At 43.6% G+C, this 26035-nt stretch carries 26 protein-coding genes and 1 pseudogene; 11 read left to right on the forward strand and 16 right to left on the reverse strand.

Annotated features, from left to right (window positions below):
• The first annotated feature begins 7 nt into the window (after positions 1-7).
• Entirely contained in the window at positions 8-1165 is a 1158-nt protein-coding gene (hpxO, locus tag BK820_RS03725) for an FAD-dependent urate hydroxylase HpxO (RefSeq protein ID WP_048882163.1), read from the forward strand.
• A gap of 127 nt (positions 1166-1292) precedes the next feature.
• Here hpxO and BK820_RS03730 read toward each other — a convergent pair whose 3' ends face one another.
• The 6 genes from BK820_RS03730 to puuE form a co-directional block, all read right to left on the reverse strand.
• Complete coding sequence (locus tag BK820_RS03730; RefSeq protein ID WP_071320144.1) at positions 1293-1811, reverse strand: GNAT family N-acetyltransferase; 519 nt, start codon at positions 1809-1811, stop codon at positions 1293-1295.
• A gap of 78 nt (positions 1812-1889) precedes the next feature.
• Positions 1890-2627 (reverse strand): outer membrane protein OmpK, encoded by a 738-nt coding sequence (locus BK820_RS03735; RefSeq protein WP_071320145.1) that lies wholly within the window; start codon positions 2625-2627, stop codon positions 1890-1892.
• Positions 2628-2748: 121 nt separating this feature from the next.
• Positions 2749-4107, reverse strand: coding sequence for a nucleobase:cation symporter-2 family protein (locus tag BK820_RS03740; protein ID WP_071320146.1), 1359 nt, complete (start codon positions 4105-4107; stop codon positions 2749-2751).
• 39 nt (positions 4108-4146) lie between these two features.
• Positions 4147-4473, reverse strand: a complete 327-nt coding sequence (gene uraH / locus BK820_RS03745) for a hydroxyisourate hydrolase (RefSeq protein ID WP_005220531.1) — start codon at positions 4471-4473, stop codon at positions 4147-4149.
• Positions 4470-4973, reverse strand: coding sequence for a 2-oxo-4-hydroxy-4-carboxy-5-ureidoimidazoline decarboxylase (gene uraD, locus BK820_RS03750; RefSeq protein ID WP_048882167.1), 504 nt, complete (start codon positions 4971-4973; stop codon positions 4470-4472). The genes uraH and uraD overlap by 4 nt, the downstream gene beginning before the upstream one ends.
• Positions 4974-5117: 144 nt before the next feature.
• Entirely contained in the window at positions 5118-6092 is a 975-nt protein-coding gene (puuE, locus tag BK820_RS03755; RefSeq protein WP_071320147.1) for an allantoinase PuuE, read from the reverse strand.
• 239 nt (positions 6093-6331) lie between these two features.
• Here puuE and BK820_RS03760 point away from each other — a divergent pair, with 239 nt between their 5' ends.
• The 4 genes from BK820_RS03760 to dsbD all read left to right on the forward strand — a co-directional run bounded on the left by BK820_RS03760 (position 6332) and on the right by dsbD (position 9992).
• Positions 6332-6697: an HPF/RaiA family ribosome-associated protein gene (locus BK820_RS03760; protein WP_004813805.1), complete on the forward strand. Its 366-nt coding sequence runs from the start codon at positions 6332-6334 to the stop codon at positions 6695-6697.
• Between the two features lie 128 nt (positions 6698-6825).
• Positions 6826-7368, forward strand: coding sequence for an ankyrin repeat domain-containing protein (locus BK820_RS03765; RefSeq protein ID WP_071320148.1), 543 nt, complete (start codon positions 6826-6828; stop codon positions 7366-7368).
• A 26-nt stretch (positions 7369-7394) separates the two neighbouring features.
• Positions 7395-8150, forward strand: coding sequence for a transporter (locus tag BK820_RS03770; protein ID WP_071320149.1), 756 nt, complete (start codon positions 7395-7397; stop codon positions 8148-8150).
• 18 nt (positions 8151-8168) lie between these two features.
• The gene (dsbD, locus tag BK820_RS03775) at positions 8169-9992 is read left to right on the forward strand and encodes a protein-disulfide reductase DsbD (protein WP_071320150.1); all 1824 of its coding nucleotides are present in this window, start codon (positions 8169-8171) and stop codon (positions 9990-9992) included.
• 42 nt (positions 9993-10034) lie between these two features.
• Here the strand turns inward: dsbD and BK820_RS03780 are convergent, their stop codons facing one another.
• Together BK820_RS03780 and BK820_RS03785 are read right to left on the reverse strand one after the other, a co-directional pair.
• Positions 10035-11237, reverse strand: coding sequence for a GGDEF domain-containing protein (locus BK820_RS03780; protein WP_071320151.1), 1203 nt, complete (start codon positions 11235-11237; stop codon positions 10035-10037).
• A gap of 283 nt (positions 11238-11520) precedes the next feature.
• The gene (locus BK820_RS03785) at positions 11521-12432 is read right to left on the reverse strand and encodes an alpha/beta hydrolase (RefSeq protein WP_071320152.1); all 912 of its coding nucleotides are present in this window, start codon (positions 12430-12432) and stop codon (positions 11521-11523) included.
• A 158-nt stretch (positions 12433-12590) separates the two neighbouring features.
• Here BK820_RS03785 and BK820_RS03790 point away from each other — a divergent pair, with 158 nt between their 5' ends.
• The gene (locus BK820_RS03790; protein WP_004813793.1) at positions 12591-13028 is read left to right on the forward strand and encodes a DUF2147 domain-containing protein; all 438 of its coding nucleotides are present in this window, start codon (positions 12591-12593) and stop codon (positions 13026-13028) included.
• 92 nt (positions 13029-13120) lie between these two features.
• On the opposite strand, the gene BK820_RS03795 is transcribed toward BK820_RS03790, so the two are convergent.
• The gene (locus BK820_RS03795; protein ID WP_005220539.1) at positions 13121-13471 is read right to left on the reverse strand and encodes a Spx/MgsR family RNA polymerase-binding regulatory protein; all 351 of its coding nucleotides are present in this window, start codon (positions 13469-13471) and stop codon (positions 13121-13123) included.
• 480 nt (positions 13472-13951) lie between these two features.
• The gene (locus tag BK820_RS03800; protein WP_071320153.1) at positions 13952-14770 is read right to left on the reverse strand and encodes an exodeoxyribonuclease III; all 819 of its coding nucleotides are present in this window, start codon (positions 14768-14770) and stop codon (positions 13952-13954) included.
• Between the two features lie 40 nt (positions 14771-14810).
• On the opposite strand from BK820_RS03800, the gene pyrE reads away from it, so the two are divergent.
• Complete coding sequence (pyrE, locus tag BK820_RS03805; protein ID WP_071320154.1) at positions 14811-15461, forward strand: orotate phosphoribosyltransferase; 651 nt, start codon at positions 14811-14813, stop codon at positions 15459-15461.
• A gap of 461 nt (positions 15462-15922) precedes the next feature.
• Here the strand turns inward: pyrE and BK820_RS03810 are convergent, their stop codons facing one another.
• Positions 15923-16132 (reverse strand): cold-shock protein, encoded by a 210-nt coding sequence (locus BK820_RS03810; RefSeq protein ID WP_004281299.1) that lies wholly within the window; start codon positions 16130-16132, stop codon positions 15923-15925.
• 545 nt (positions 16133-16677) lie between these two features.
• On the opposite strand from BK820_RS03810, the gene BK820_RS03815 reads away from it, so the two are divergent.
• On the forward strand, positions 16678-17010 hold the full coding sequence (locus BK820_RS03815) for a hypothetical protein (protein ID WP_071320155.1): 333 nt from the start codon (positions 16678-16680) through the stop codon (positions 17008-17010).
• Positions 17011-17181: 171 nt separating this feature from the next.
• Here the strand turns inward: BK820_RS03815 and BK820_RS03820 are convergent, their stop codons facing one another.
• The 4 genes and pseudogenes from BK820_RS03820 to BK820_RS03835 form a co-directional block, all read right to left on the reverse strand.
• Positions 17182-18126, reverse strand: coding sequence for a copper resistance protein B (locus BK820_RS03820; protein WP_071320156.1), 945 nt, complete (start codon positions 18124-18126; stop codon positions 17182-17184).
• Positions 18113-19875: pseudogene (locus BK820_RS03825) on the reverse strand (copper resistance system multicopper oxidase). The gene BK820_RS03820 and the pseudogene BK820_RS03825 overlap by 14 nt, the downstream one beginning before the upstream one ends.
• A 42-nt stretch (positions 19876-19917) precedes the next feature.
• Entirely contained in the window at positions 19918-20334 is a 417-nt protein-coding gene (locus BK820_RS03830) for a hypothetical protein (RefSeq protein ID WP_071320157.1), read from the reverse strand.
• Between the two features lie 171 nt (positions 20335-20505).
• On the reverse strand, positions 20506-20715 hold the full coding sequence (locus tag BK820_RS03835; protein WP_004813770.1) for a DUF3565 domain-containing protein: 210 nt from the start codon (positions 20713-20715) through the stop codon (positions 20506-20508).
• Between the two features lie 118 nt (positions 20716-20833).
• On the opposite strand from BK820_RS03835, the gene gshB reads away from it, so the two are divergent.
• Positions 20834-21781, forward strand: a complete 948-nt coding sequence (gene gshB, locus BK820_RS03840; RefSeq protein WP_004890785.1) for a glutathione synthase — start codon at positions 20834-20836, stop codon at positions 21779-21781.
• 43 nt (positions 21782-21824) lie between these two features.
• Here gshB and BK820_RS03845 read toward each other — a convergent pair whose 3' ends face one another.
• Positions 21825-23024 carry an MFS transporter gene (locus BK820_RS03845; protein ID WP_004890782.1) on the reverse strand — a complete coding sequence of 400 codons (1200 nt, stop codon included), beginning with the start codon at positions 23022-23024 and terminating at the stop codon, positions 21825-21827.
• A gap of 412 nt (positions 23025-23436) precedes the next feature.
• Here BK820_RS03845 and murG point away from each other — a divergent pair, with 412 nt between their 5' ends.
• Both murG and murC read left to right on the forward strand, forming a co-directional pair.
• Positions 23437-24534 (forward strand): undecaprenyldiphospho-muramoylpentapeptide beta-N-acetylglucosaminyltransferase, encoded by a 1098-nt coding sequence (murG, locus tag BK820_RS03850; protein WP_004890779.1) that lies wholly within the window; start codon positions 23437-23439, stop codon positions 24532-24534.
• A gap of 12 nt (positions 24535-24546) precedes the next feature.
• Positions 24547-25995, forward strand: coding sequence for a UDP-N-acetylmuramate--L-alanine ligase (gene murC / locus BK820_RS03855; protein ID WP_004890776.1), 1449 nt, complete (start codon positions 24547-24549; stop codon positions 25993-25995).
• The last annotated feature ends 40 nt before the right edge of the window (positions 25996-26035 follow it).

Raw genomic sequence — 26035 nt, forward strand, 5'->3', positions numbered from 1 at the left:
GGGAACAATGAATATCACCATTATTGGCGCCGGGATGGCGGGCTTAACCACAGGCATTGCATTAAAGAAGTTCGGACATCAGGTCAGCATTTATGAGCAGGCCGAACAGATCTTGCCCGTGGGTGCTGCGATTTCTCTCTGGTCCAATGGGGTGAAATGCCTGAATTATTTAGGTTTAACTGATCAGGTCGCCCAACTGGGCGGGCAGATGGATAATCTGGCTTATGTTGATGGTCTGACTGGCGATGTGATGACCCAGTTCAGCCTTTATCCGCTGATTGAAGAAGTAGGACAGCGTCCATATCCGGTCTCTCGTGCCGAATTACAGAATATGCTGATGGATGAATTTGGTCATGCTGATATTCATCTCGGTAAAAAAATGGTGGCGCTCAATGATGATGGACAACAGGTCACCGTTAGCTTTGCAGATGGTTCAGAAATTCAAACAGACTTGCTGGTTGGTGCCGATGGAACCCATTCCATGACCCGCGCTTATGTGCTCGGTGAAACTGTATCGCGTCGATATGCCGGTTATGTGAACTGGAATGGTCTGGTTGAGGTATCGGAAGATTTAGCCCCTGCTGATCAATGGACCACTTTTGTCGGTGAGGGTAAACGTGCTTCACTGATGCCGGTTGCAAATAACCGTTTCTACTTCTTTTTTGATGTGCCCTTGCCAGTAGGGCTAGAGAATGAGCGTAGCCAATATAAAACATTACTCAAAGAATACTTTAAAGACTGGTGCCCTCAGGTTCAAAAGCTGATTGAGGCAATTGATGAGCAGCGTACCAATCGTGTCGAAATTCATGACATCGAACCATTTGCCGATTTTTACAAAGGCAATGTCGTCATTGTTGGCGATGCAGCCCACAGTACAACGCCGGATATTGGTCAAGGCGGTTGCCAGGCGATGGAAGATGCCATCTATCTGGCTCGTGCACTTCAGATCAATACACTGGGATTACAGGACTCATTACGTCGCTATCAGAATAAACGCAATGAACGTGCGAATGAACTGGTGCTGCGTGCGCGTAAGCGCTGTGATGTCACTCATATGAAAGATAAAGAGGTAACAATGGAATGGTATGAAGAATTACGTCGTGAAAATGGCCCACATATTATGAAAGGCATTATTAGCAATATTATCGGTAACCCTTTGGACTGAAACTTGTATGAAAATTCATGATAATAAGCATATAAAATAATAACAATGATTGATCAGCAGAAGGGCGTAAGCCCTTTTTTTTATCTCTGTATTTTCTTGTTGCAGTCAGTTTTTAATATAGAAAAATCTAAAGTGAATTTTGATCCAGGTTCAGCTGAAGCAAGACCAGATCACGCCACTGACCAAATTTTTCTCCCACCTGTGGCATATAACCCGTTTGAATAAAGCCAAGTTTTCGATGCAAATGAATGGAGGCTATATTTTCCGAATCAATTGCTGCCACCATGATATGTATGCCCTGCCTGCTGGCAATTTCCATTAAGCGCAATAACAACTGTTTTCCTATCCCTTGACCAGTGTAGTCAGGATGGAGAAAGACCGAATGTTCAATTGTTTTAGAGAAACCCTGAATACTACGGAACTCATCATAATTGGCATAGCCAATGACTTTAGCTGTAGGCTGATGTTCTGCAACGAGTACCGGATAGTTCTGATCTTGAAGGGTTTTGAACCAGGCCTGTATATCTGACCATGCCATCGCAGTATGGTTCCAGGTGGCAGTACCGTTGATAATCTCCTGATTATAAATATTAAGGATACTTTCAAGGTCGTCTATATTGGCTGTACGGATCTGAACTGCACTCATTGAACCACCTACTGATTAAGTTAAATTAAAGAAATAAAAAAAAGCAGAACCGAAGTTCTGCTTTTAAGATAACATCTCTTAGAAGTGATACTTCACAAGAGCGCTGACATCGTGTTGATCTAAACCTTTAATGGCATATTTGTTATTCCAGACAGAATGCTCAATACCAAGGTAAAGTTTAGTCTCAGGAGAAATGTGTTTGCCTACATTCCATTTGTACTGAGATGTCCAGTTCAATTCACTTGCGTGACCATTTTTCTCAGCAGTTGACCAATCCAGGAAAGCATCTGCCAGGAATTCTTCAGAACCGATTTTAAATGGCACTGCATAAGTGATGGTCATTTGATAATCATCTGGTGTGTCATCGTTGTCAGCTTTGTAGAAATTGATATTCGCATAACTTGTGTATGGAATATCAAGTGCAAAACCAATACCATATAAGTAGTTGTTAAAGTCAGTATTAGCGCTAGCGCTGCCTTCCCAAGTTGTCGCGATAAGAACGTCTTTAATTGGACCCAATTCAAGTTTTTGAACTGTTACAGCGCCCAGGCTTAAACGTGGTGCAACTTCGAAATAGGTTTCATTACCAAAGTCAGTATTACTACGGTCAGCAAAAGCAAAAAAATCGCCATACTTAAGACCTGCTGCATATTCAGCAGTAATCGTGGTCTGTTTGTTGTCATCACCTGCAAAAGGGACAGCATAGTTTTCACCATACAGACCTGTTAAGCTAAAGTCTTGCCAGATAGGTGCTGCTTGAGTAACAGCCGCAGTAGAAGCCAATGCACAAAGTGCTACGATTTGTTTAAGTTTCATTTAAAATCTCTCCCCCAAGAAAGCAGATAAAGCATACAGATTAATAAGTAAAAATAAAGTGAAAATTGATCGGTAACTGAAATTTATATGCAATATTCCGACCAACTTTTTTAACCCAGGTTTAGTGGTGGCTATCTACTACCGGTTCAGCATTGGCCAAATTCTTAGTCTGAAACCAGTTTAAATGGTTGAATAAGATATTCAGTAAAATGGCCATTAAACAGGTTGAACTAATACCAGAGTGGAATAAAGTTTGAATCCATTTTGGAAAATCTGCATAAAAACTATGATCAATAATAGGCACCATACCGGCAGCAATTGACGTTGCTACAATGATCAGGTTCTTTTGCTCGTTATAGTCAATCTTCGCTAAGGTACGAATACCACTGGCTGCAACTGTTCCAAATAACACCAAGCCTGCACCCCCCAGCACCGGTACGGGAATAGACGCAATTAAACGGCCCATAATGGGTAGCAAGCCCAGTACCACCAGAATAATGCCGCCTGCGGTCACAACAAAACGGCTCTTAACTCCAGTAATCGCTACCAGTCCAACATTCTGTGCAAAAGCACTTTGCATAAACGAACCGAAGATAGGGGCTGCGGCACTCGATAGCATGTCCGCACGCAAACCATCAGAAATACGGTCAGCATCGACTTTGGTGCCAACAATTTCACCAACTGCAATAATATCAGCCGTGGTTTCAGTCATGATCACCAAAGTCACAATCAACATGGAAAGAATGGCTGTCAGTTCAAAAGTAGGCATGCCAAAAGCAAAGAAGCTCGGGAATTGTAACCATGCGCCATCTGCCACTTTAGAAAAGTCACCAAAACCGATTAAACCTGCAATTATGCTTCCTAATACAATAGATAGCAGAATGGACAAACGACGTACTGTGGCATTGCGGGATAAATTCAGCAAAATCACAATAGCTAAGGTCATTAGCGCCAAGCTAACATTTTCTGCGCTACCCCAGTTTTCAGCATTTTTGTTGCCACCCATCATCCAGCGTACTGCAACTGGCAGTAAGGACAGACCAATGATGGTGATCACACAGCCAGTGACTACCGGTGGGAAAAACCGGATAATTCTAGAGAAATAGGGTGCCAGGAAGAAACCGATCAGACCAGAGACAATTACAGCGCCATAGACTGCCTGCAATCCTCCTCCGGTGGTCACGATCGCCACCATAGTGGCTACGCCAGCAAAAGATACCCCTTGTACCAAAGGCAAACGAGCACCGACATATTTTACGCCTGCTGTTTGTAAAATCGTTGCCAGGCCACCTACAAATAGTGCTGCGGCAATCAACAGACCGATTTCCATACCACTCAGGCCTGCAGCAGTACCCACAATCAGGGGTGGGGCAATAATACCGCCATACATGGTCAATACATGCTGCAAGCCATAAGCCGCACTTTTTCCAACCCCTAAAAATTCGTGTTCGGGTGAGACAGTTTTTTCTTGTTCTGACATATAAAATCCTTCTCTATTCTGAATAATGAGCGGGCTAACTTAACTACCGCGATAGGTCGAATAAGCAAAAGGGCTGATGAGTAATGGAATGTGATAATGCTGAGCAGCATCTAAAATGCTGAAATGGATCACAGCCTTTGGGAAAAATGTAGCCAAGCCTTGGACATCAAAATAGGCTTTGGTTGCAAACTCGATGCTGTAGTCACCGGTGCTAATAATGTCTAAGCCAAAATCCGGCACCAGTACCCGGCCATCATTATTGGTGCTAGCAGTCGCCAATACCTGACCTGTGGCATCCATTAATTTGACTTCAACATCGGCTGCAGGTTTACCCAGATGAGTATCAAGAATATGGGTGCTGATCATGAGTCAATCTCCTGTGCCAGACGTAACAAAGCAATTTCTAAAAGTTGCTGATGAACAATACGCTTTTCAGTATCCAGGTCATTCACCAGGCGGTAATTCAATGCTGTCAGAATCTCTTCGCTACTACGACCTGCTGCGCGAATCAGGAAGATGAAATCAAATTTTTTCTCATAGGCCAGATTGCCTTTTAGCAAAGCGGCTTGAGTTTCTTCATCTTGTGAAATCGAGGCCTGTTCCCGTTCGGAAAAACCTTCTTCTTTGGCGGTTAAAGCAGTCTGTGCCTGCTTTTCACCAATCCGAGGATGGGTTGCGAGCGCCTTGTAAATTTCTTCCCAAGTCCAGGTCTGTGCCTGTCTTTTGGCAGCTTCGAGCAGCTCATCGCATGAAGTAAAAGGTCGTTGCTGTTTTAATTCTTTAGCCCAACGGTCAATATGCACACACTGCTTGAGCAGCAGTTCAATATCGCTGTCAGATGCCTGGTTAAATTCAGTTAATTGCATAATTAAAGTTTGTTATCCATATTTCTCACTGGAAATTGCAATAACAATGCCAAATTGTTGAAAATCGCCTAATAGGGGGGCAACCAAAAGGTCAAAATAAAAAAAGAGAGCATGAGGCTCTCTTTGGATGATTTGAGTGAATGATTAATCTTGGTGCGCAGGAAAATGATGCGTATACCAATGCTGTGCAATATCGTTGCGACGACAGATCCATACTTTGTCATGGCTCTGTACATAATCCATAAAGCGCTGCAAGGCTTTGAAGCGTCCCGGACGTCCGAGCAGGCGACAGTGCATGCCAATTGACATCATTTTTGGTGCAGTTTCCCCTTCACTGTAGAGCACATCGAAGGCATCTTTTAAATATTGGTAAAATTGCTCACCTGAATTGAAACCACCCGGAGAGCTAAACTTCATATCATTGCACTCTAATGTATAGGGGATGATCAAATGAGGGCGTTTTTGACCATTTGGTTCAGTTAAGGTGCTCCAAAATGGGAGGTCATCACCATAATAATCAGAGTCATATTTAATCTGAGAAAATTCAGCTAATAATTGACGTGTATTAGGACTGTCGCGTCCGGTATACCAGCCAATTGGTGTTTCACCAAAGAGTTCAGTCAGCACGCTTAAGGCCTGATCCATATGCTGACGTTCAATTTCAATCTCCATATCCTGATAATGCAACCAGCGCTGACCATGTGAGACCACATCATAATCAGCCGCCTTAATGGCCTCGACGATATAAGGATTACGAGCCAGTGCCATACCGACTCCAAAAATTGTCATAGGCCAGCCACGTTTTTGAAACTCCTCATGAATACGCCAAAAACCAGCACGTGAGCCATATTCATACATTGAATCCATGGAGCGATGTACTGCCGGAAAACTGGCAGCCCCCACGATTTCGGACAGAAACTGCTCGGAACCGCTATCACCATGTTCGACATGATTTTCACCGCCTTCTTCATAGTTCAATACAAACTGTACCGCGATTCGGGCAGCATTGGGCCACTGTGCATGTGGGGGGGTGCCGTGATAGCCGATTAAATCGCGTGAATATTCTTGCTTTTGTATCGTTTCAATCAATTGTTTTCCGCGTAAGTAAGCAGTTGTCACTATTGGTTGTCCTTTTGCTAAAAAAATCAAAATATCACTTGCATATTTTTAAGAGAGGACCGATATTCAAGGTATAAGGACACGGTTCTGCAGACTCAAAAATGTGTTCATCATTCAATGTGGAGGGTTAATCCAAAACGATTTGAAGAAGTGAAATGCAATACAAAACAACAAGCTACAAACGTGCCAAGATAAAAAATCTGCACTAAAAAGTTACAATGATTTGAGGATGGTATTTTATGAACATTGAACTCCGTACCGATAAAAATATTCGCAATAGTGATCGTCTAATTACTTACGTTCGTACCGAATTAAATCAGGAATTCCAGCGCCACAGTGAGCGTATTACCCATTTCTCCGTGCATCTTAGTGATGAAAATGCCGCAAAAGGTGGCGATGATGATATTCGCTGCATGATCGAAGCACGTCCTGCTGGCTTGAAGCCAATTGTGGTCAACCATCATGGTCACAATATTGATACCGCAATTCGTGGGGCCATTGATCGTTTAAAACGCAGCCTGGAACATGTAATTGAGAAAAAAGACAATGTGCGTGGTAATCCGCTAAAACTTGCCGAAGAAACGGTTACAGATATAGAAGAATAAAAAGTTTGCAGATGAAAAAGGCCCCTACGGGGCTTTTTTCAATTTTAGATAAAATAAACGAATGAGAATAAAACAAATCCTGCTTTATTCGGCATAATAGTCGAAAACGAATTGAAGTGAGCTCCATCATGTTAACTGCGCAACAACAGCTTTTTGTGCAAGCACTCGAAGAACTGGATCTGAATCAGGTGAAAAAGCTCCTGGCAGATGGACTCAACCCAAATTTTATTGATATGGAAAAAGGCCCGGTCATTTCTGTCTGGTCAGATGGTCTGTTCAAGTGGTGGGAAGAAGTTTGCGAGGCTTATGAAGCGGGCAATGTTCTATCTAACGAAGAAAAACAACAGAAGCTTCAAGTGCATCTTGATATTCTGGATGCCCTGATTGCAGCCAAAGTGAATCTGCACCTGTGGGATGCCGAAGAAATTTATGGTCCACTTTGGGACGCCGCCAGTGCTGCCTGTGTACCTGCCGTACAACGTTTACTGGATGAAAATGTCGATCCAAATACCCGGGATGAAGACGGCCTGACGATTCTATCTTCAATCTGTGATCTGTTCTTTGACTGTGACTTTGATGAAATTAACTGGGCAGAAGCACTGGAAGAAGAAAAGCAGACACTGGAACTGCTGCGTAGCCGTGGCGCGAAGATGTCCAAAGAACTCGCTTAAGACTTAAAAAGAAAGAGTAGCAATCTATGACAACATTAAAGACATTGGGTTTTGTGGCACTGGCAACTGCGAGCGCGCAGGTATTTGCTGCAGATTTTGCTTTCGACCGTCCAGGCACGGGGTTTAGCACGACGACGATACCAGTAGGGCAGTTAGCCTGGGAACAGGGCCTGCCTTCTGCCAGCTATGTTGAATCAGGCAATGACTATAGCACCACACTCAATGCCGATATGTTGTTGCGTACCGGTTTAAGTGACAGCCTAGAATTACAACTGGGTTGGCAGGGCCCATCCTGGTCTAAAAGTAAAATAGATGGCATTAAATCAGAAGATGATGGTCTCGGTGATGTCAGTATTGGTTTGAAAAAAGCCATTGATCTGGATGATGAGCGACTTTCAATGGCCTTACTGGCTGAAGCACTGATTGCGACAGGTAATCCAGGCTTTAGTAATGAAGAAGATATTTATAGTTTAAGTTCAGCTGTGGCTTATCAATATAATGATCTGGTCAATACTTCAGTTACCATGCGCTATGAATGGCAGGATGATCAGTGGGCCATCCAGGCCGTACCGACACTTCAATATAAAATTACTGACAAATGGTCAGGCTTCTCGGAATTTGTCTATCGCAAGGCTGAAAGCCAGGATTATGAATATGGGCTGGGTACAGGCGTAATGTATGCCCTGAATGATCGTGTTCAGCTGGATGCCAGCGTGGGCGTGGATCTGAATGGTACTGATAAGAGTTATACCTCAGGTCTGGGCGTAGCGTTCCTGTTCTAGGAGTTTTGACCAGTCGTCATGGATGCCGAAAAACTGAAAGCCTGGAGTAGATCTGGCTGCCGAATCCTGTTCGGGAGCCTGCTGCTAAGTTGTGCAGTACAGGCGCAAGCACCTTTATTGTCGCCTGATCAGGCTTTTCCATTTACGGTGGTTTCCAGCAGTCCGCAGCAGGCGGAACTCAGCTGGGAAATTCCAGACAACTATTATATCTATCAGCATATGGTGGAAGTTCAGCAGGGTGGTCAAACACTGCAACTGGATTTGCCACCTGCTGAAGACCTGCATGATGATAATTACGGTCAGACTCAGGTTTACTATCAACAATTACAGTTCAATATTCCGACACAAGCCTCGCAAACCTATCAGGTGACCTGGCAAGGTTGTGCCAAAGATCGGCTCTGCTATCCACCACAAACAGTTGAATTTAAAACTGATCTATCCGGTTTGGTGCAATATCAGCCTACAGGAGCTAGTTCTAAACAGTTACTTGATCTGAGCAATTCATCAGACCAGCAAAATACTATTCTGAATAATAGTTCTGAATCTGTCGAGGTGAGTACATTAGATAATAAGGATGGCTCCAGCTTTGCTGCCAAAGACCAGAAATGGTCTGAACAACTGGCAGAAAGTTCATTAGGCTATGGCCTGTTGCTGTTTTTTGGCTTAGGTATGCTGCTGGCTTTCACGCCTTGTTCCTTGCCAATGTTACCGATCTTGACCTCACTGATTGTGCGGGATCGACGCGGAATGCAGGCCTGGATGGTTGCCTTATGCTTTGTCATCAGTATGGCTCTGGTCTATGCAGTACTGGGCTTGATTGCTTCTTCTGCCGGACTAAATTTCCAGCGCTGGCTACAGCAGCCCGCTACTTTAATTGCCTTTAGCCTATTATTTGTGGCTTTTGCCCTCAACCTGTTTGGTCTGTTTGAAATCAAGTTGCCACAGCGTTTGGTACATCGACTGGATCAGGTTCAAGCCATGCAACAGGGCGGGACTCTGGTCAGTGCCAGTATGATGGGCATGGTGTCAGCACTGTTGGTGGGTCCTTGTATGACAGCACCGCTGGCAGGGGCATTACTATTTATTTCTCAAACCCAAAGTCAGTGGCAGGGTGCTTTGCTTCTATTTACCTTAGGCTTTGGTATGGGAACTCCTTTGCTACTAGCCAGTGTTCTCGGTTCGCGTATATTGCCTAGAGCGGGACATTGGATGAATCAAGTTAAGGTTCTGTTTGCCTTTATCATGCTGGCGCTGGCATTGTATTTTATTCGCCCCCTGATTTCAGAAGCAGCACTACAGTGGCTCTCTCTTGGGCTGGGTTTAAGCTTTGTGGCCTACATATTGGCACGCTTGTTTTGGATAAATACCGGACTGCGATGGTTGTATATCATCTGCCTGGCAACGGCAGTGCCGTATATTATTTATAGTCAGTATCAGCACAGTCAGCGCTTTTTTGTTGAAACTTCTCAGCAACAGGCGACTTGGCATGTCGCAGCGACTGCTACCGATTTTGAGCAGTTACTGGCTACAGTACCAAAAGGGCAGCGAGTTATTGTCGATGTCTATGCCGACTGGTGTGTGGCCTGTCAGCCCATCGAACACCGGGTGCTAAAATCAGCTCAGGTACAGCAGGCTTTGGCACCGTATTTTCTGATCAAACTGGATCTCAGTCATTATGATGTAACGCATCAAGCACTGTTAAATCAGTGGGAAATTCTGGGTCCACCGACATATCTCTTCTTGAATGACCGGCAACAGGAGATTCGCGGCTTGCGTTTGACTGGGGCTTTTACTGAAGCTGAATTATTAGAACAAATAGAACGTTTTGTTCAAGCGCAATAAAATAATTTTATGTACTGTGCAATTATGGAAAAGCCAATTAAATCACGAATGATGCAGTTGCATCCCGCCATCAAGTGTAGCGTTATAGGCTTTAACCAGATTACGACCACTCGCTTTGGCCTGATACAGGGCTTTATCTGCCTGACTCAATAACTGTTGCGGACGCAGTTCTGGACTGGACAAGGCAATACCAAAACTTGCGGTGACATGAATGCGCTGGCCATCATCACTATAAATTTCCAGTTGCTGAATTGCAGTACGGCAGCGTTCAGCCACCTGAGCTGCCTTTTCCAGATTGGAATTTTTCAGAACCAGAATAAATTCTTCACCACCAAAACGGCCAACCACATCACTTTCACGTAGCAGCTGGGTGAGTGCCTCACTCACCCTGATCAGGGTTTCATCACCTTTATGATGCCCATAGTAATCATTAATTCTCTTGAAATGATCCAGATCTAACAAAACTAAGGCATAACTTTCCAGTTTCACGCTATTCAGTTTATCCAGACATTGATTGATACTACGTCGGTTAAACAGATTGGTTAATGGGTCAATCTGGCTTAGGTGCTGAATCAGTTTTTCACGGTGTCGCCACTGGCTGAGCAGGATTTCAAACAGCATCATACAGATAGTCAGAATAGGCAGAATAAAATACAACATGGATACCAGCCAGAAACCGTTATAGAACAGTTTGCCTGGAATGGTAAAAAGTGGTGAATAAGTAAGCTGGCCGGTATAGCTCAAATAACCGCAAATACTGAGAAAAATTGAAGCTGGAATCAGCATGCTATATACCAGCGTTCGAGAAAACAGGACCAGCCCTACTGTAATCAGGCTCACATAGGCAATCATGGCCACTGGACTGACGACACCAACAATATAGGCATCACGGCAAAGGGAAACCACAAAGATGCCGACTGAGATATAGGGCAGATAACGTTCGACGCGGGTGTTATTTCGAAATTTATAACAGGGATAAATCAGGCAAAGCAGAATCAGTAAAAACAGGCTATTGAGGATAATCTGCATTTTTGCCACGCTTATATCCACATATTGCCAATATTCAGGACTGAGTAAAACAAAGATATCCCAAAGCATCCAGCTGAGATGGATACCACAGCCAAGTACAAGCATGAGGATACATTTTTTCAGTATCCCCCAATTCATCACCACTTCTTCTTCAACCAGATACTTGGTAATTTTATACTTGAAAATAGCTTGCAGAGCAGGCGAGATACGCTTCATACAAGGCTGTATCCTATAATGACCATTCTAAATTATAAATATCGTAATAAATAAAATGTTTTATTTCTTGGGCTTAAGATAACATGAATATACTGCGAAAGAGAATGGTTATATTTTGTACAGCTAGGTCATTTTAGTAAAGTTTGAAATTTACATCGTTGTAACATGCGAAAAGATTACAGGATAGGCAGGTCACAGTGATGCATTTGGCTTTTTAAATATTTACCAAATAGAAAATTTTCCTGCACCATCCTGAAAATTGAAAAATATAAAAACTGGGCTTTTAGTCCCGATCCAGACGGTGTGCAAAGTCGGCCAAATCAGCCAGAGATTGTCGGGCCTCATCAAACCAGGCGCTAAACATCTGAAAATTGTGCCACATACCAGTATATAGTTTGAACTCTACTTCAACCCCTGCTGCGAGGGCCTTATCACGGAGACGCTGCGCATCATCCAGCAGAATTTCCTTGGAACCGACCTGAATATGCATGGGTGGCAGACCAGTTAAGTCGGCAAAATAAGGTGATACTTCAGGATTGCCATGCTCGATCGACGAAGGTACATAGTATTGAATACCACTTTCTAATGTTTCAATGGATAACAGGGCATCATGTACCTGATTGTAGCGCAAGGATTCACTGGTCAGGGTCAGATCAACAAATGGAGAAAGCAGGATCAGACCACTGGGCTGCGGAAGTTCCAGTTTCTGAATTTTCAGGGCTAGCGCCAATGCCAGATTTGCCCCACAAGAATCTCCAGAGAGAATGATATCTTTGGCTTGCACGCCTTGATCTAACAGTTGCATATACACATTGAAAACGGCATCCAGTGCGGCTGGATAAGGTGCTTCAGGAGCAAGTGGATAATCTACATGCAGCATCTGCATCTGGGTACGGGCAGCAATCTGGCTCATAAAAGCACGATGGGTCTTCATTGAACCCAAATAAAAGGCACCCCCATGAATATGGAAAATCAGCTGGGTGGCTTCTTGCTGTGGCTTGATTTCCTCTGCATTCAGCCCTGCCAGTTTTAAGGATCGTATTTCAACATTTTTGTCTACAGGAAAAAGTTTGCAGAACTGTTCAAGGGCTTTTCTAAGCGCAGCAGGCGGGAGATTAAACTGGCTGGGTTTACGGATGGAAGTCTTTAAAATCGTTTCTGTAATTAACTGTTTCGTAAGGGGACTAATCTTCATTTTCTTTCCATCTTTTTATGTTTTCATTGGTCTGGTATGTTATTTACCAACAATATTTACAAGGTTACACTAGATAGTCACATCCAGAAATTGAAAAATTGTTGTGACTTAATTAATACTACAACGGTCTACTCACAGACTTAGGGAAAGAGACAAAAATGAAAAAAATCGCGCTTATGTTAGGACTACTGGGTTTAAGTGCATTGGCGAATGCCGCAGATCCTTTAAACGGAACAGTCTGGAAAACAATTGATGACAAAACCAATCAGCCAAAGGCGATTGTAAAATTTACTGAACAAAGCAATGGGACGTTAAGTGCCAGCATTCAGAAGGTTTTGACCAAAGGTGAAGAAAATGCCTGCACAAAATGTGAAGGTCCATATCACAACAAATCTCTAAAAGGCCTGACCATTGTTAAAGGTCTGAAAAATGTTGGCGGTACCAACTATGAAAGTGGTTCGATTCTTGATCCGCAATCAGGTAAGACCTATAAGCTAAAAGGTAACCTGGCTGATGGTGGTAAGAAGCTGCAACTACGTGGCTTTATTGGTGTAGCAGCGCTGGGCCGTAACCAGACCTGGATTCGTGCAAACTGATTCTGAGTCTGAGACTGTTAAAGCCTGACGATTGTCAGGCTTTTTTGTAGCTATAAATCGGTTGCTATATTGAACTTTATTATCAGTTCGCTTTAATTATTCAGCGCACGATAGGCAGGCTCATCAAAACCCGCGATAAAACCTGAACCAGTTGCCAGAATTGGACGTTTAATCAGACTGGTATGAGTCATTAAGGCAGCAAGCAGATTCTCTTCATTTGCCAAGGCGGTTTGCTGCTCTTCTTCACTGAGTTTGCGCCAGGTGGTACCTTTTTTATTCAGCACAACTTCCTGACCCAATGTATCCAGCCAGGTCTTTACAGTTTCAGCATCGACTCCCTGTTTTTTATAGTCATGAAACTCATAGTTCAAACCCAGTTCACCCAGCAGATCAAATGCTTTCTTCATTGAATTACAATTTTTAATTCCATAGATCTTCAACATGATCATCACCCATCTAAATTTTACTGTAGCTTAGCGAAATTTAATGATTACAACCATGACTATGAAGAAAACCCAAAGTAAAAAATGAGATAAAAATAGATACATAGCAGATACAGGAATGTCATGAAATTGACATCTGATTTGTGCAAAATAGTAATCAAGATAAAGGCGCGAAATAAAAAGAAATGAGAAGCGGCTAATAGAGGCGCTAAAATGAGAAAACCCGCATCTAATCATCCTGATTATGCGGGTCTCATCTCAACGTCCGATGTCACATCCATGCAAAACAAGCTAAATCTTGTAGTCTGTTTTATTTCTTCCTACGGCTTCCTGTCCTTTTGCTGTCATCCTGACATGTCCTTGTGCCGTGTAAGTATAATGCTCCGTATTTAGCTTTAAAAATAGCTGTTAATACGTCTTGTTATGTAAGTGATTAACACTAAATCAGTGAACAATTGTTCACTGAATTTATCTATTGGATTAAAGTTTGTAGTCAATAATTACTGGAGCATGGTCACTAAACCATTCATCTCTATACACCCAGGCATTTACGGTACGCTCTTTCCAGTCGGGTGAACAGGCTTGATAATCAATTCGCCAGCCTACGTTTTTGGCACGGGCCTGGCCGCGATTCGACCACCATGAGTATAGCTCAGCTTCTTTGCGTACTTCACGGAAAGTGTCGACATAGCCCAGATCATCATAGATGTGATCCAGCCAGGCGCGTTCATGTGGCAAGCAACCAGAGGCTTTCTGGTTACCTGACCAGTTTTTAATGTCGATGCGTTTATGCACGATGTTGTAGTCACCACATACAATGATAGATTTATCTTCGTCGCGCCATTGTTTCAGGATCTTTTTATATTCATCCAAGAAGTGATCTTTACGTGCCTGTGCTTCATCACCCGATGAACCGGATGGCAGATACAGCGAACAGATATGTGCAGTTTTCTCTAAACCTAAGTCAAATTCGGCAGCAATAAAGCGGCCTTGAGAATCTGCCAGTTCAAAGCCCAGACCATCGGTCAGAGAAACAAAAGGCAGGCGGCTATAAATGGCGGTACCGGCATAACCTGGACGTTCAGCCGGGAACAGGTGTGTATACCAGCCTTCAGGCTTGAATTTGTCCGTCCACTGCGCATGCGTGATCCGGCTTTCCTGCATGCAAATCACGTCGGCATCAGACTGTTCTATCCATTCCAATAGACCTTTGGTGACAGATGAACGTAAGCCGTTGACATTAATTGAAACGACACGAAGAATTTTTTGATCACCTGGATAGCTACTCTTTGGTATCATGCGCAAGTCTTACCTTAATTAATGGATTTAGGAGCACCTCATGTCAACGCCAGCTCAGTTTAACCCGCAAGCTTTTATCGAACTCGCATTATCACGCGGTGTGCTTAAATTTGGTGAGTTTACTTTAAAATCAGGTCGTGTGAGTCCTTATTTTTTCAACGCAGGTTTGCTGAATGATGGCGAAGCGTTGACTGGCCTGGCATCTGGCTATGCAGCAAAACTGACTGAATGTGACAATGTTGAAGTGATCTTTGGTCCTGCATATAAAGGTATTCCATTTGTGGCGGCAACCGCAGTTGCATTATCGCAAAATCATGGCGTGAGTGTGCCTTGGGGCTTTAACCGCAAAGAAGCCAAAGATCATGGTGAAGGCGGTGTACTTGTTGGTGCTGCTGTAGAAGGTAAAAAAGTCTGGATCATTGATGATGTGATTACAGCAGGTACTGCAATTCGTGAAGTGGTCACCATCTTGAAAAATGCCGGTGCGCAAATCGCGGGTGTGCTGGTCGCATTAGACCGTCAGGAAAAAGGTCAGGGCGAACTGTCTGCGATTCAGGAAGTGCAGCAAGAGCTTGAGATTCCTGTACATGCCTTAATTACCATGAAGGATTTAATGGACTATCTGGAAGCGAAAGGCGACCTAGCAGCTTTGGCGAAAATGGAAGATTACCGTGTTAAATATGGGATCTAAGCCTAGATTGGCATAGAAAAGGAAGCTTGAGCTTCCTTTTTTTGTAGATGTTCAATTTGCTAAACATTTGAAATTTATTATCTCTGTCTATTCTTGTAAGCATTGGCTTACATCAATTCCAGCACTTTGCGGCTGTTTTGAATAGTGGAAATTTCCTATGATAGCTTTAACAGGAATAGGAGGTTCCACACAAGAATAACAATAGATAAATACAAGGAAAGTAAGGTACGACAGGAGTTATACCAAGCGAACCCATACGGAAAGCCCCTGGCAGGATGCTAGGGGTTTTTCATTTTTATCTTTTATAAAGTCTAACTGAGCAGCAGTGATTCAGAAACATGATTCTTAAAAATTCACTTTTGATAAGCTAAACAGACAATCAGAAAACCTTTCACCAAAATTATGAATCTTCAGTGCTAAAAAAAGCACCTGAAGGTGCTTTTTCTTATTGCTGGGCTAAATTATAGCGCAACGATATTGATCGCATTTGGACCTTTTTGACCATCAACCACGCTAAAAGAAACGCGTTGACCTTCAAACAAAGTTTTGAAACCAGAACTGCTGATTTCTTTGAAATGAGCAAAAACGTCAGGACCTGATTCTTGTTGAATAAAACCAAAACCTTTAGTTTCGTTAAACCATTTTACTGTACCGGTAACTGTAGTAGACATAATATAACCTGTTAAATTTTAATAATTTTAGTCATGAAAATGACTATGGATAACTTGGAAAAACAACAAGAATTGAAATAAAGATCTGAAAAAACGGAGGATTATAAATAATACTGCGGCACTTAAAGAAGCTTAACTAAACAACGCTTTTTTCTAGTTAAAGACAGCATAGCCTAAATCAGAAAATATTCAAGTTTTTTATATTTATTATTTATTTTTCTTATAAAAGTGGCTCCATTCTTGTTTTTTAAAGAATTTCAAGCTGTTTGCTTGAGCTTTATCGGTTGTATTTAAGCTTTAACCAAGCTAAACAATAAATACACGTTGTGTTTGTGTTACTTTATGTTAATCAAAATCGTTCAGTACCCAGCAAGATTTTACTAAGTCAGTGTATTTTATAACTTTGGGTAAATTAGTATTTATAGTTTTAAGATAGTTATCGTCATTGTTTGTGTATAAAAATCCACCTATATTAAAATTCAATTGGAAAAATTAACTATAAGAATTTCTTGATTTTAATTTAAAACCAAATACGAGTGAGTCTCATGGATTACTGGAACAGTGTGTTACTTATATCCATCATCACCGTGGTTGGACTGGCCATGATCATCCTGTTCGTCGGATGTAAAATGTGGAAGAACTTGGTGGTCACTTTACTGATTGCCACCTTGATTGGTTTTCTGATTGTATGTACAATCAATTTTGTTTTTGGCGATCGTCTTCAATTTCTATGGGGTGCCCCTGAGACTGGCGATAGCAATTTTATGCTGGAAATGGGGCTGATGAGCCTGTTAATTGGCGGTGTGAGTACCTTTATCATTATGTTAGGCACTTTGGTTGCTAAAAGTAACAGTGGAAATCAAGGCGATGAAGACTAGTTTTTCGCAAAATAACAAGTCTTTTAATGAGCGGGAAAGTGCAGAAAAACATCGCATGTACAGTTCATAGGCTTAAAAAATCTTTCTCAGCCAAATGTATAGTGCCATAGCGCTACGGGGCATAAATGGAGCTTCATATCCCGTAGCTGCATAATTTTCTGTATCAAAAATTTAGAACATCATTCTTAGACCTGCACCATAGATCCAGCCTTTTTCAGAATCAGAGCTTTGCTGCCAGGCTGTCTGTTTGTTGCCTTTACTATATTCATAACCCACTTCCAGATAAGGCATGAGCTTTTTGCTCAGTTCATAGCGTGTTTCCAGGCCCAAGGTGGCATGACTAAGGCCGGTTTTTTTCGCATTCGCTGCCTGATCATTCAGGATGACATCCAGTTCGACAAAGGGTTGCATAATCAGTTTCTGAGTCAGTAACAGGTCACGCTCTGTTTCCAGTTTTAATCCGACAAAGTCATCTTCACCGACATAGACATGAGCATCCGTTTCGAAAAAGTAGGGGGCCAGGCCATGCAGGCCAAATACTGCATCGAAGCGCTCGTTCTGCTGGTTTGTAGAAGGCTCGGCTAAATTTTCCTGCCGATAGCGCACCCCGGTCTGCACATCCCAGAAATCAGAAATATTTCGGCTATACAGCACGTTGGCATCATATTCGGCCGGATGGGATTCCTGTTTGTCGGCTTCTAACTTGAGGAAGATTTTATTTTCATCCGTGCCAATTCTGGCTTGGTTCTTGGACTTGAATGCCCCATTTCCCTCTGAACTATGCTGCCATTTCTGGTCCAGAATGATCTGGCTATAAATCTGTGCGCCATGTTCTTTACGGTGGTCATGTTGGCTGGCAGAACTGACTGAATTTTGTGGTGTGCTCAGCGCCTGCTGTTGATGTGATAACTTTGGTGGTTGATAGGATGAGGCATCTGCTGTTCCAGTATGCTGTGCGTGGTTATCAGCCATGTTTTGCATGGCATGATGTCCGCTATGATGCTGATGTTCAGCATGGCTTGTATGATCGCTAGAAGCTGCCGCAAAAATACTCAGACTGCTTAGGGTAAGCGCACTGCTGAGCACTGACTTTACAAAAAGATTAGTGATGTGCATGGCTTGCTCCTTCAGCTGCTGCTGGTTTTGAAGGCATTTTTTGTGAAGAAGGGTGAGATGTTTGATCTGCATCAACTTGTGCCACAATCAGCTTGTTCATCATACCGGCACTCATGTGATAGAGCAGATGGCAGTGAATTGCCCATTCTCCCAGTTCGTCTGCTGTGAGCAGGGTAGTCACCGTTTTCCCGGGCGGCACAATCACAGTGTGTTTATTTGGCATATTTGCAGCAGACTGACCATTTTCCAGCTGCATAAACATGCCATGTAAATGCATCGGATGGGCCATCATGCTGTCATTGATAAATTTCAGCCGGATCCGCTCGCCATATTTCACCTGAAGTGGCTCGGCATCACTGAATTTTTTACCATTCATGGTCCAGATATAGCGCTCCATAGTTCCACCCAGACGAATCACCAGTTCACGTTCTGCTGCGCGGGTATCAGGTTGTGGTGTCAGGGCTTTGAGGTCTTGATATTGCAAGGCTTTGTGCCCTGCAGGCGTAGACATATTGGCCCAGCCCTCAACCGGCTGATGAGGCTGATTGGTTCCGGACATGGCATTATGACTTGCATGCATGTCGTGCTGGGCATGTTGATCATGTTCACTTGTGGCAGTCTGCATGGTCTGACTGCTGTGTGTGTCATGTGACATGTATGTTGTTCGCCATGTCCCATATCTTCCATGGTCAATAAGGCACGAGGGCGCGGTGTTGGTAATTGAACCGGAGCCGGGGCTTTACTTGAATCAGTTGCCTGATGCAGACTGCCAATGGCAAAGCCTGAGCGGTCGATCGATTCCGCTTCAATCTGGTAATGCGCTGCAGTGGGTTCCACAATCACATCATACGTTTCAGCGGTTCCGATACGGAATTCATCTACATTGACCGGCTGCACCGGTTGTCCATCGGCACTGACCACGGTCATTTTCAGCTGGGGAATACGCACATCGAAAAACGACATGGCAGAAGCATTGATGAAACGCAGGCGGACTTTTTCATTGGGCTGGAACTGGCCACTCCAGTTTTGTTGCGGCGTTTTTCCATTGACCAGAAAGGTATAACCGGTAACATCAGATAGGTCGGTTTTCAGCATACGCATCTGGTTCCACATCTTGCGGTCTGACCAGGTGGCCTTCAGGCCATCACGTTTCACCTGCTGGAGTACATCGCCCAAGGTTTCACGCTGGTTCTGATAATATTCGGCCGATTTTTTTAAATTGTTCTGAATCTGCTGGCCGCTTTGTTCGTGAAAATCTGACAGCATCACCACATAATCCCGCTCGGTTTGTTCATGTGGAGGTAGTAATGTCTGTGCTTTGGGGCGAATCACCAATGCGCCATAGAGGCCATCCTGTTCCTGACCTTTGGAATGTGCGTGATACCAATAGGTGCCGTTTTGACGAACCTTGAAGCGATAAGTAAAAGACTGTTTCGGTTTGATCCCCTGAAAACCGTTAAATCCGGGGACACCATCCATCAGTCCGGGCAGGAGGAGGCCATGCCAGTGCAGCGAGGTATCCTGATTGTTCAGGTTGTTTTGTACATGAATAATTGCTTCATCGCCCTCTGTAAATTCAAGTGTCGGAGCCGGGAACTGACCATTGACGGTAATACGCTGCACAGGTTTACCGGTCAGATTGAGTTTACCTTCATCAATAATCAGATGATATTCTTTCACTGCAGCAAAAGCAGAGGACGAGATCACACATAAGCCTACAAGCAGGCTGTGACGAAATTTGATAGACATAACTTGATCCTGAAATTTATTAAAAATATTTAAAAATTTGGATCAGGCTTTGGGAGGACGGAGAATATCTTGCCAGTAACCGCTAAGGTGACGGGCAGTATAAGGGAAAGAAAGTTCGGTATTGGCTTCGTAGGGGTGCAATATAGTCAACGGCTGCGGTTCGGTATTTAACCAGCTCATCATGCTTTGGCAGGCACTAAAGCTGCAATCGAGACATTCATGTTGTTGAGTCGAAGCTTGATTATCACAGTGTTGAGAAGCGGGAGCATACGTTGCATGTTCTATGGTAGCCATCTGTGAGGCGTGCTGATCACCATGTACCATTTGTTTGGCACAAGGCTGTTGTTGCATTTGAATCAGATGCATGGAGTTCGCGGATGCTACAGACATAGTGCCCCAGCCGATGGCAAAAACCATCAGCAGGATAAACCAGGCCTGTTGAAAAAAGCGTTGCAGCACGAAGCACCTTGAATCGCAGAATGCGTATTATTTTTAAGCATAAAAGTTCTGCAGGGATTTGGCAATAATACAGGAGCACTTAACAATGCAGATGGCTTAAATATTCCAAAGAAGCTGAAAGATTTATTTAAAAATTAGAAAGCTTGTGATGAGCAGTCAGGGTTATTCTAATCAATCATCTTTATCGGACTGCTGTGTTTCCTCACATTTTTTGCAGTCCAGTTCTATGCCCAGTTTTTCCCTTCGACCTGATTCAGTCATGACCCAGGGACGGTTTTGCCAGGGCGGATCATGCCGTACATGTTGACCATGTCCACAGGCCAGTTCAGCGACCCAATGATTTTCCTCATCTAAATGAAAACCGACGATAGCTTGCAACATCTTTAGATTCATCCTTAACACAAGAATGCATACATACTCATGCAAAATCTGAATAAACAAAAGAATAATCTCGGCTATACTCATTGCCAAATTCATTTTGAAAAAAGAGCACAGAAATATGCGCGTACTTGTTGTGATGGATCCCATCGAAAATGTAAACCTGAAAAAAGATTCAACCATGGCGATGCTTTGGGCAGCCGCACGCCGTGGTCATGAACTGGGTTATGCATTACAGCAAGATTTGTATATTGATCAGGGTAAAGCATTTGGTTTGATCTCACCACTACAAGTGTTTGAAGACTATAATCATTACTATGAATTAGGTGAAAAGCGTAAAGAATCCATCGCGGCATATGATGTGGTGTTAATGCGTAAAGACCCACCTTTTGACATGAATTTTGTCTATGCAACTTATATCCTGGAACAGGCTGAACGTGAAGGTGCCTGGATCATTAACAAGCCGCAAAGCCTGCGTGACTGTAATGAAAAGCTGTTTGCCACCCAGTTCCCGGAACTGCAAGTACCAACTTTAGTGACTTCACAACAAAGCCTGATACGTGAATTCATTAAAGATCATGGTGATGTCATTGTTAAACCCTTAGATGGCATGGGGGGAATGGGGATTTTTCGTCTGTATCAGGACGGAGTAAATATCGGTTCGACTATCGAAATCCTGACCAATAATGGGACTCAGCCCATCATGGCACAGCGTTATATTCCAGAAATTGTTGAAGGCGATAAACGTATTTTGATGGTAAATGGTGAACCGGTACCTTATTGTCTGGCACGTATTCCCCAAAATGGTGAAGTGCGCGGCAACCTGGCAGCAGGTGGTCTGGGGGAAGCGCGTCCTTTAACTGAAAATGATAAAGCCATTGCTGCAAAAGTTGGCCCATTTTTACGTGAAAAAGGTCTGGTCTTCGTGGGTCTGGATGTGATTGGTAACTATGTCACTGAAATTAACGTGACCAGTCCAACCTGTATCCGTGAAATTGATACCCAGTTTGGGACTTCGATTGCGGATGACCTGTTTGATGTGCTGGAAGCAGGGGTCAAGCAGGCCTAAGTTTTGTAATTATAAATAAAAAGAGCCTCCATTGAGGCTCTTTTTATTTACCATGCCATCGGAACAGATAGCTGCTCATCATCAGACCGAGTACCGAAAGGCAGGCAGTAACCAGTGCAATATTGGCCCATTGTCCGGTCGCAGAAACCAGTGATGCACTCAGTGGCGGGACAAAAAACTGTGCAAATGCCGAAACTTGAAGAACAAGGCCGACACTGGCTGCCGCGGCATTGGCCTGAGGTGCATATTTCAGAGTAATGGCAAAAACAGTCGTCGGAATAATTCCGCCAATCAGTGAAAACAATACAGCACTCAGTACCTGTAATTCCAACATCAACCAGGAACGAGCAGCAAAGGCCAGAAAGCTGGTCAGCATCATGCTGATAAAACCAGTCCAGAGCAGGGTTTTCGGCTGCCAGCCACGTTGCAACAGCATACCGGCACCAAAGGTACCACCCAGATTGGAAACCACGACCAGTGAAGCCAATATACCTGCAGTTTTTAAATCAATCTGATTCGCGACATACATACTCGGTAAAAAGCCGATTACAGTCAGCCACTGACTGGTATAACAGGCAAAAATTACCGCCAGACATAAAATTGGTGGATGAGTAATGGTGACCCGAACAATTTCCCAGAAAGAAGAACTGGTAGCCGATGATGATGCGGTTTCAGAGGTAGGTACTTGCGGTTCAAGATGCAGATAACGATGTACCATTAAGGCAATCAACAGACACAATCCACCGAGTAAAACCCAGATGGTCTGCCAATGCAGCCATTCCAGCAATATCGGAATACACAGAACGGCTAGACTCACCCCTACACCCATATAGGAACTCCACAGCCCCATCTTGAAATTCAGATGTTCTAGCCGGCTGATCCTTTTCAGAATGGCTGGTGCACACAGGGAGATGGTCAGGAAGCCGATGCCTTCAGTAAAACGAAAAAAATATAATGCAGCGACATGCTGAGTCCAGAGTCCGGCAATACTGCTGAACCCTAGAATCGTTAGCGCCAGAATCAGGCAACGTTTTAGACCAAATTTTTCAGAGAATGCACCAATACTGAGTGCAAACAGCATGCCTGCGCCCTGAACCAGAGACAGGGAAAAACCTGCTTGGGTAAAACTGAGTCCTAAGTCCTGCTGCAAAATTGGAATTACGGCAGAGAGTTTGCCGACATGAATGGCAGCCAGATAACCTGCCAGGATCACCCAGCTATCATGCACTGAAATTTTTGACATCTGTCATCGCTTTATCTGTTAAATCAATTCATTAAAGAATTGATGTTATTTATTAAGAATATAAATAACATAGAAAAAGAATAAATTTCATGCTGTTTAGACCTAAGTTTAGGTCTGAAAAATAGTGATCAGTGCAATAATGTTTTCGCTTCATCCTGCGATAAAATCTGTTTTATATCTATAAAAAAGAAATCATTGAAATCAATTAATAAAATCCGTTTTTTTTCTGAAAATTGAATAAAAATGCAGACCTGATTATAAATACAGTTTAAACTTTAAAATCGTGTGAAAAAAAACAATGAAACGCTCGTTGAAATAAAGTAAATAAACTTTCATGGCTTAGCGATTGTGATTACAATTGACGACTTAAATTACACATCCTGTTTATATTTTAGAATTGAAGAATTAGACCGTGACCGATGCTCAGCAAAAACAGCCTAAACATGTCATGATGATGGCCGCAGGTACCGGTGGACATGTATTTCCAGCGTTAGCCGTTGCAAAAGACTTAGAACAGCAGGGGATCAAAGTGTCCTGGTTGGCAACTCCGGCAGGCATGGAAAACCGACTTTTAAAAAACCATAATATTCCAATTTATCAGATTGATATTCAAGGCGTGCGCGGCAATGGCGTAGTACGTAAATTGGTGGCACCGTTTAAAATTCTAAAAGCCACTCTTAGCGCCATGAAGTATATGAAACAGCTGAAGGTGGATGCTGTCGCCGGTTTTGGTGGCTATGTCGCCGGTCCAGGTGGTCTAGCAGCGCGAATGCTGGGCATTCCCGTGATTATTCATGAGCAAAATGCTGTAGCCGGTTTTACCAATACCCAGCTGTCCCGTATTGCCAAAAAAGTCTGTCAGGCATTTCCGAATACTTTTCCGGCCCAGGATAAAATTGTCACTACAGGCAATCCGGTACGTAAAGAAATTACTGAAATTTTCAATCCGTCCTGGCGTTATCAGGAACGGGAAAAAGCTGGCCAGCCACTGCGTATTTTAATTGTCGGGGGTTCACTGGGCGCTCAGGCACTCAATGAATGTGTGCCTGAAGCCTTAAAACAGCTGAATGTCCCATTGAATGTTTATCATCAGTGTGGTCAAAATCATGCAGATGCGACCCGTGCCCGTTATGCTGATGCACCTGCAACTTTAAATATTGAAGTACAGCCATTTATTGAAGATATGGCACAGGCCTATAGCGATGCGGACTTAATTATCTGCCGTGCCGGTGCGTTGACCGTAACTGAAATTGCCACAGCAGGCGTGGCCGCAATCTTTGTGCCATTACCAAGTGCGGTAGATGATCACCAGACCGCCAATGCCCGATTCCTGGCAAATCTTGGCGCAGCAAAAATCTGCCCGCAAGCCACAATGACCCCAGACAGTTTAAAAGCGTTGCTGGAACCGATGCTGAATCGCCAGCTTCTTATGGAAATGGCTGTAAAAGCACGCCAGCAGGCTCAACCAGATGCAACCCAACACGTGGTTCGTTTAATTCAAGAATTGTAAACCGAGTAAATTATGTCTCCATCAACTCCAGCTGACCAAGCGAAAAAATTAATCAAAGTGCCAGAAATGCGCCGTATCAAACACATTCATTTTGTGGGGATCGGCGGTGCTGGCATGTGTGGTATTGCTGAAGTATTGAAAAACCAGGGTTATAAAGTCTCTGGTTCAGATATTAAAGCGTCCAAAACCACGGCTCAGCTGGAAGAAAATGGAATTAAGGTTTACATCGGTCATGCCGCTGAAAATATTCAGGGTGCCAATGTCATTGTGGTTTCAACCGCCATTGATCCTGAAAATCCGGAAATTAAGACTGCGATTGAAAAGCGTATTCCAGTGGTTCGCCGTGCTGAAATGCTGGGTGAATTGATGCGCTACCGTCACGGTATTGCAGTAGCAGGTACTCACGGTAAAACGACAACCACCAGTCTGGTGACTTGTATGTTGGCCGAAGAAAATCTTGATCCAACCTATGTGATCGGTGGCTTGCTGAATCGTACGGGTGTGAATGCTGCATTGGGTGCCAGTCGTTATATCGTGGCAGAAGCAGATGAATCAGATGCCTCTTTCCTGCACCTGCAACCAATGGCGACGATTGTCACCAATATCGATGCTGATCATATGGATACTTATGGCGGCAGCTTTGACGTGCTGAAAGATACTTTTGTTCAGTTCCTGCAAAAACTTCCGTTCTACGGCCTAGCCGTGGTATGTGGTGATGATGCCAATATACGCGAAATTATGCCGCGGATCGGTCGCCCACTCCTTACCTATGGTTTCAATGAAGACAATGACATTCGTGCAGTTGATATTGAACAGGATGGCATGCAGTCGCACTTTACGGTATTGCGTAAAGATCGTGAGCCGCTGCGTGTTACGATCAATATGCCGGGTGCACATAATATTCTGAATTCACTGGCAGCAATTGGTATTGCGACTGATGAAGGCGTTTCTGATGCTGCGATTTGCCGTGCCTTAGAAAGCTTTAGCGGTGTTGGTCGTCGCTTCCAGGTGCAAGGTCAGTTTGAGCTTGAAGGCGGTGATGTGAAGCTGGTGGACGACTATGGTCACCATCCTAAAGAAGTGGAAGCAACCATCAAGGCGGCACGTGCCAGCCATCCAGACCGTCGTCTGGTAATGATGTTCCAGCCGCACCGTTTTAGCCGTACCCGTGACTGTTTTGAAGACTTTGTTGATGTATTGTCCACGGTAGATCAGTTGTTATTACTAGAAGTTTATTCAGCAGGGGAGAAACCAATCGTTGGTGCAGATAGCCGTGCTCTGGCGCGCAGTATTCGTCTGCGTGGTGAGGTAGAGCCGATTCTGGTTGATCCGGTTGAAGGAAACCTCAGCAATGTCATGAAAAATGTGCTACAAGCAAATGACCTGCTGCTGACTCAGGGTGCCGGTAATGTAGGTGCAATTTCAATTGAACTTGCTCAGAATCATCTATATGTAAAGTAGTCGCCGTGTGTGGCTCAGATAGAATTGACCAGATTTAAAA

This window comes from Acinetobacter sp. LCT-H3, assembly GCF_001866125.1.
GTDB classification, from domain to species: Bacteria; Pseudomonadota; Gammaproteobacteria; order Pseudomonadales; family Moraxellaceae; genus Acinetobacter; species Acinetobacter schindleri.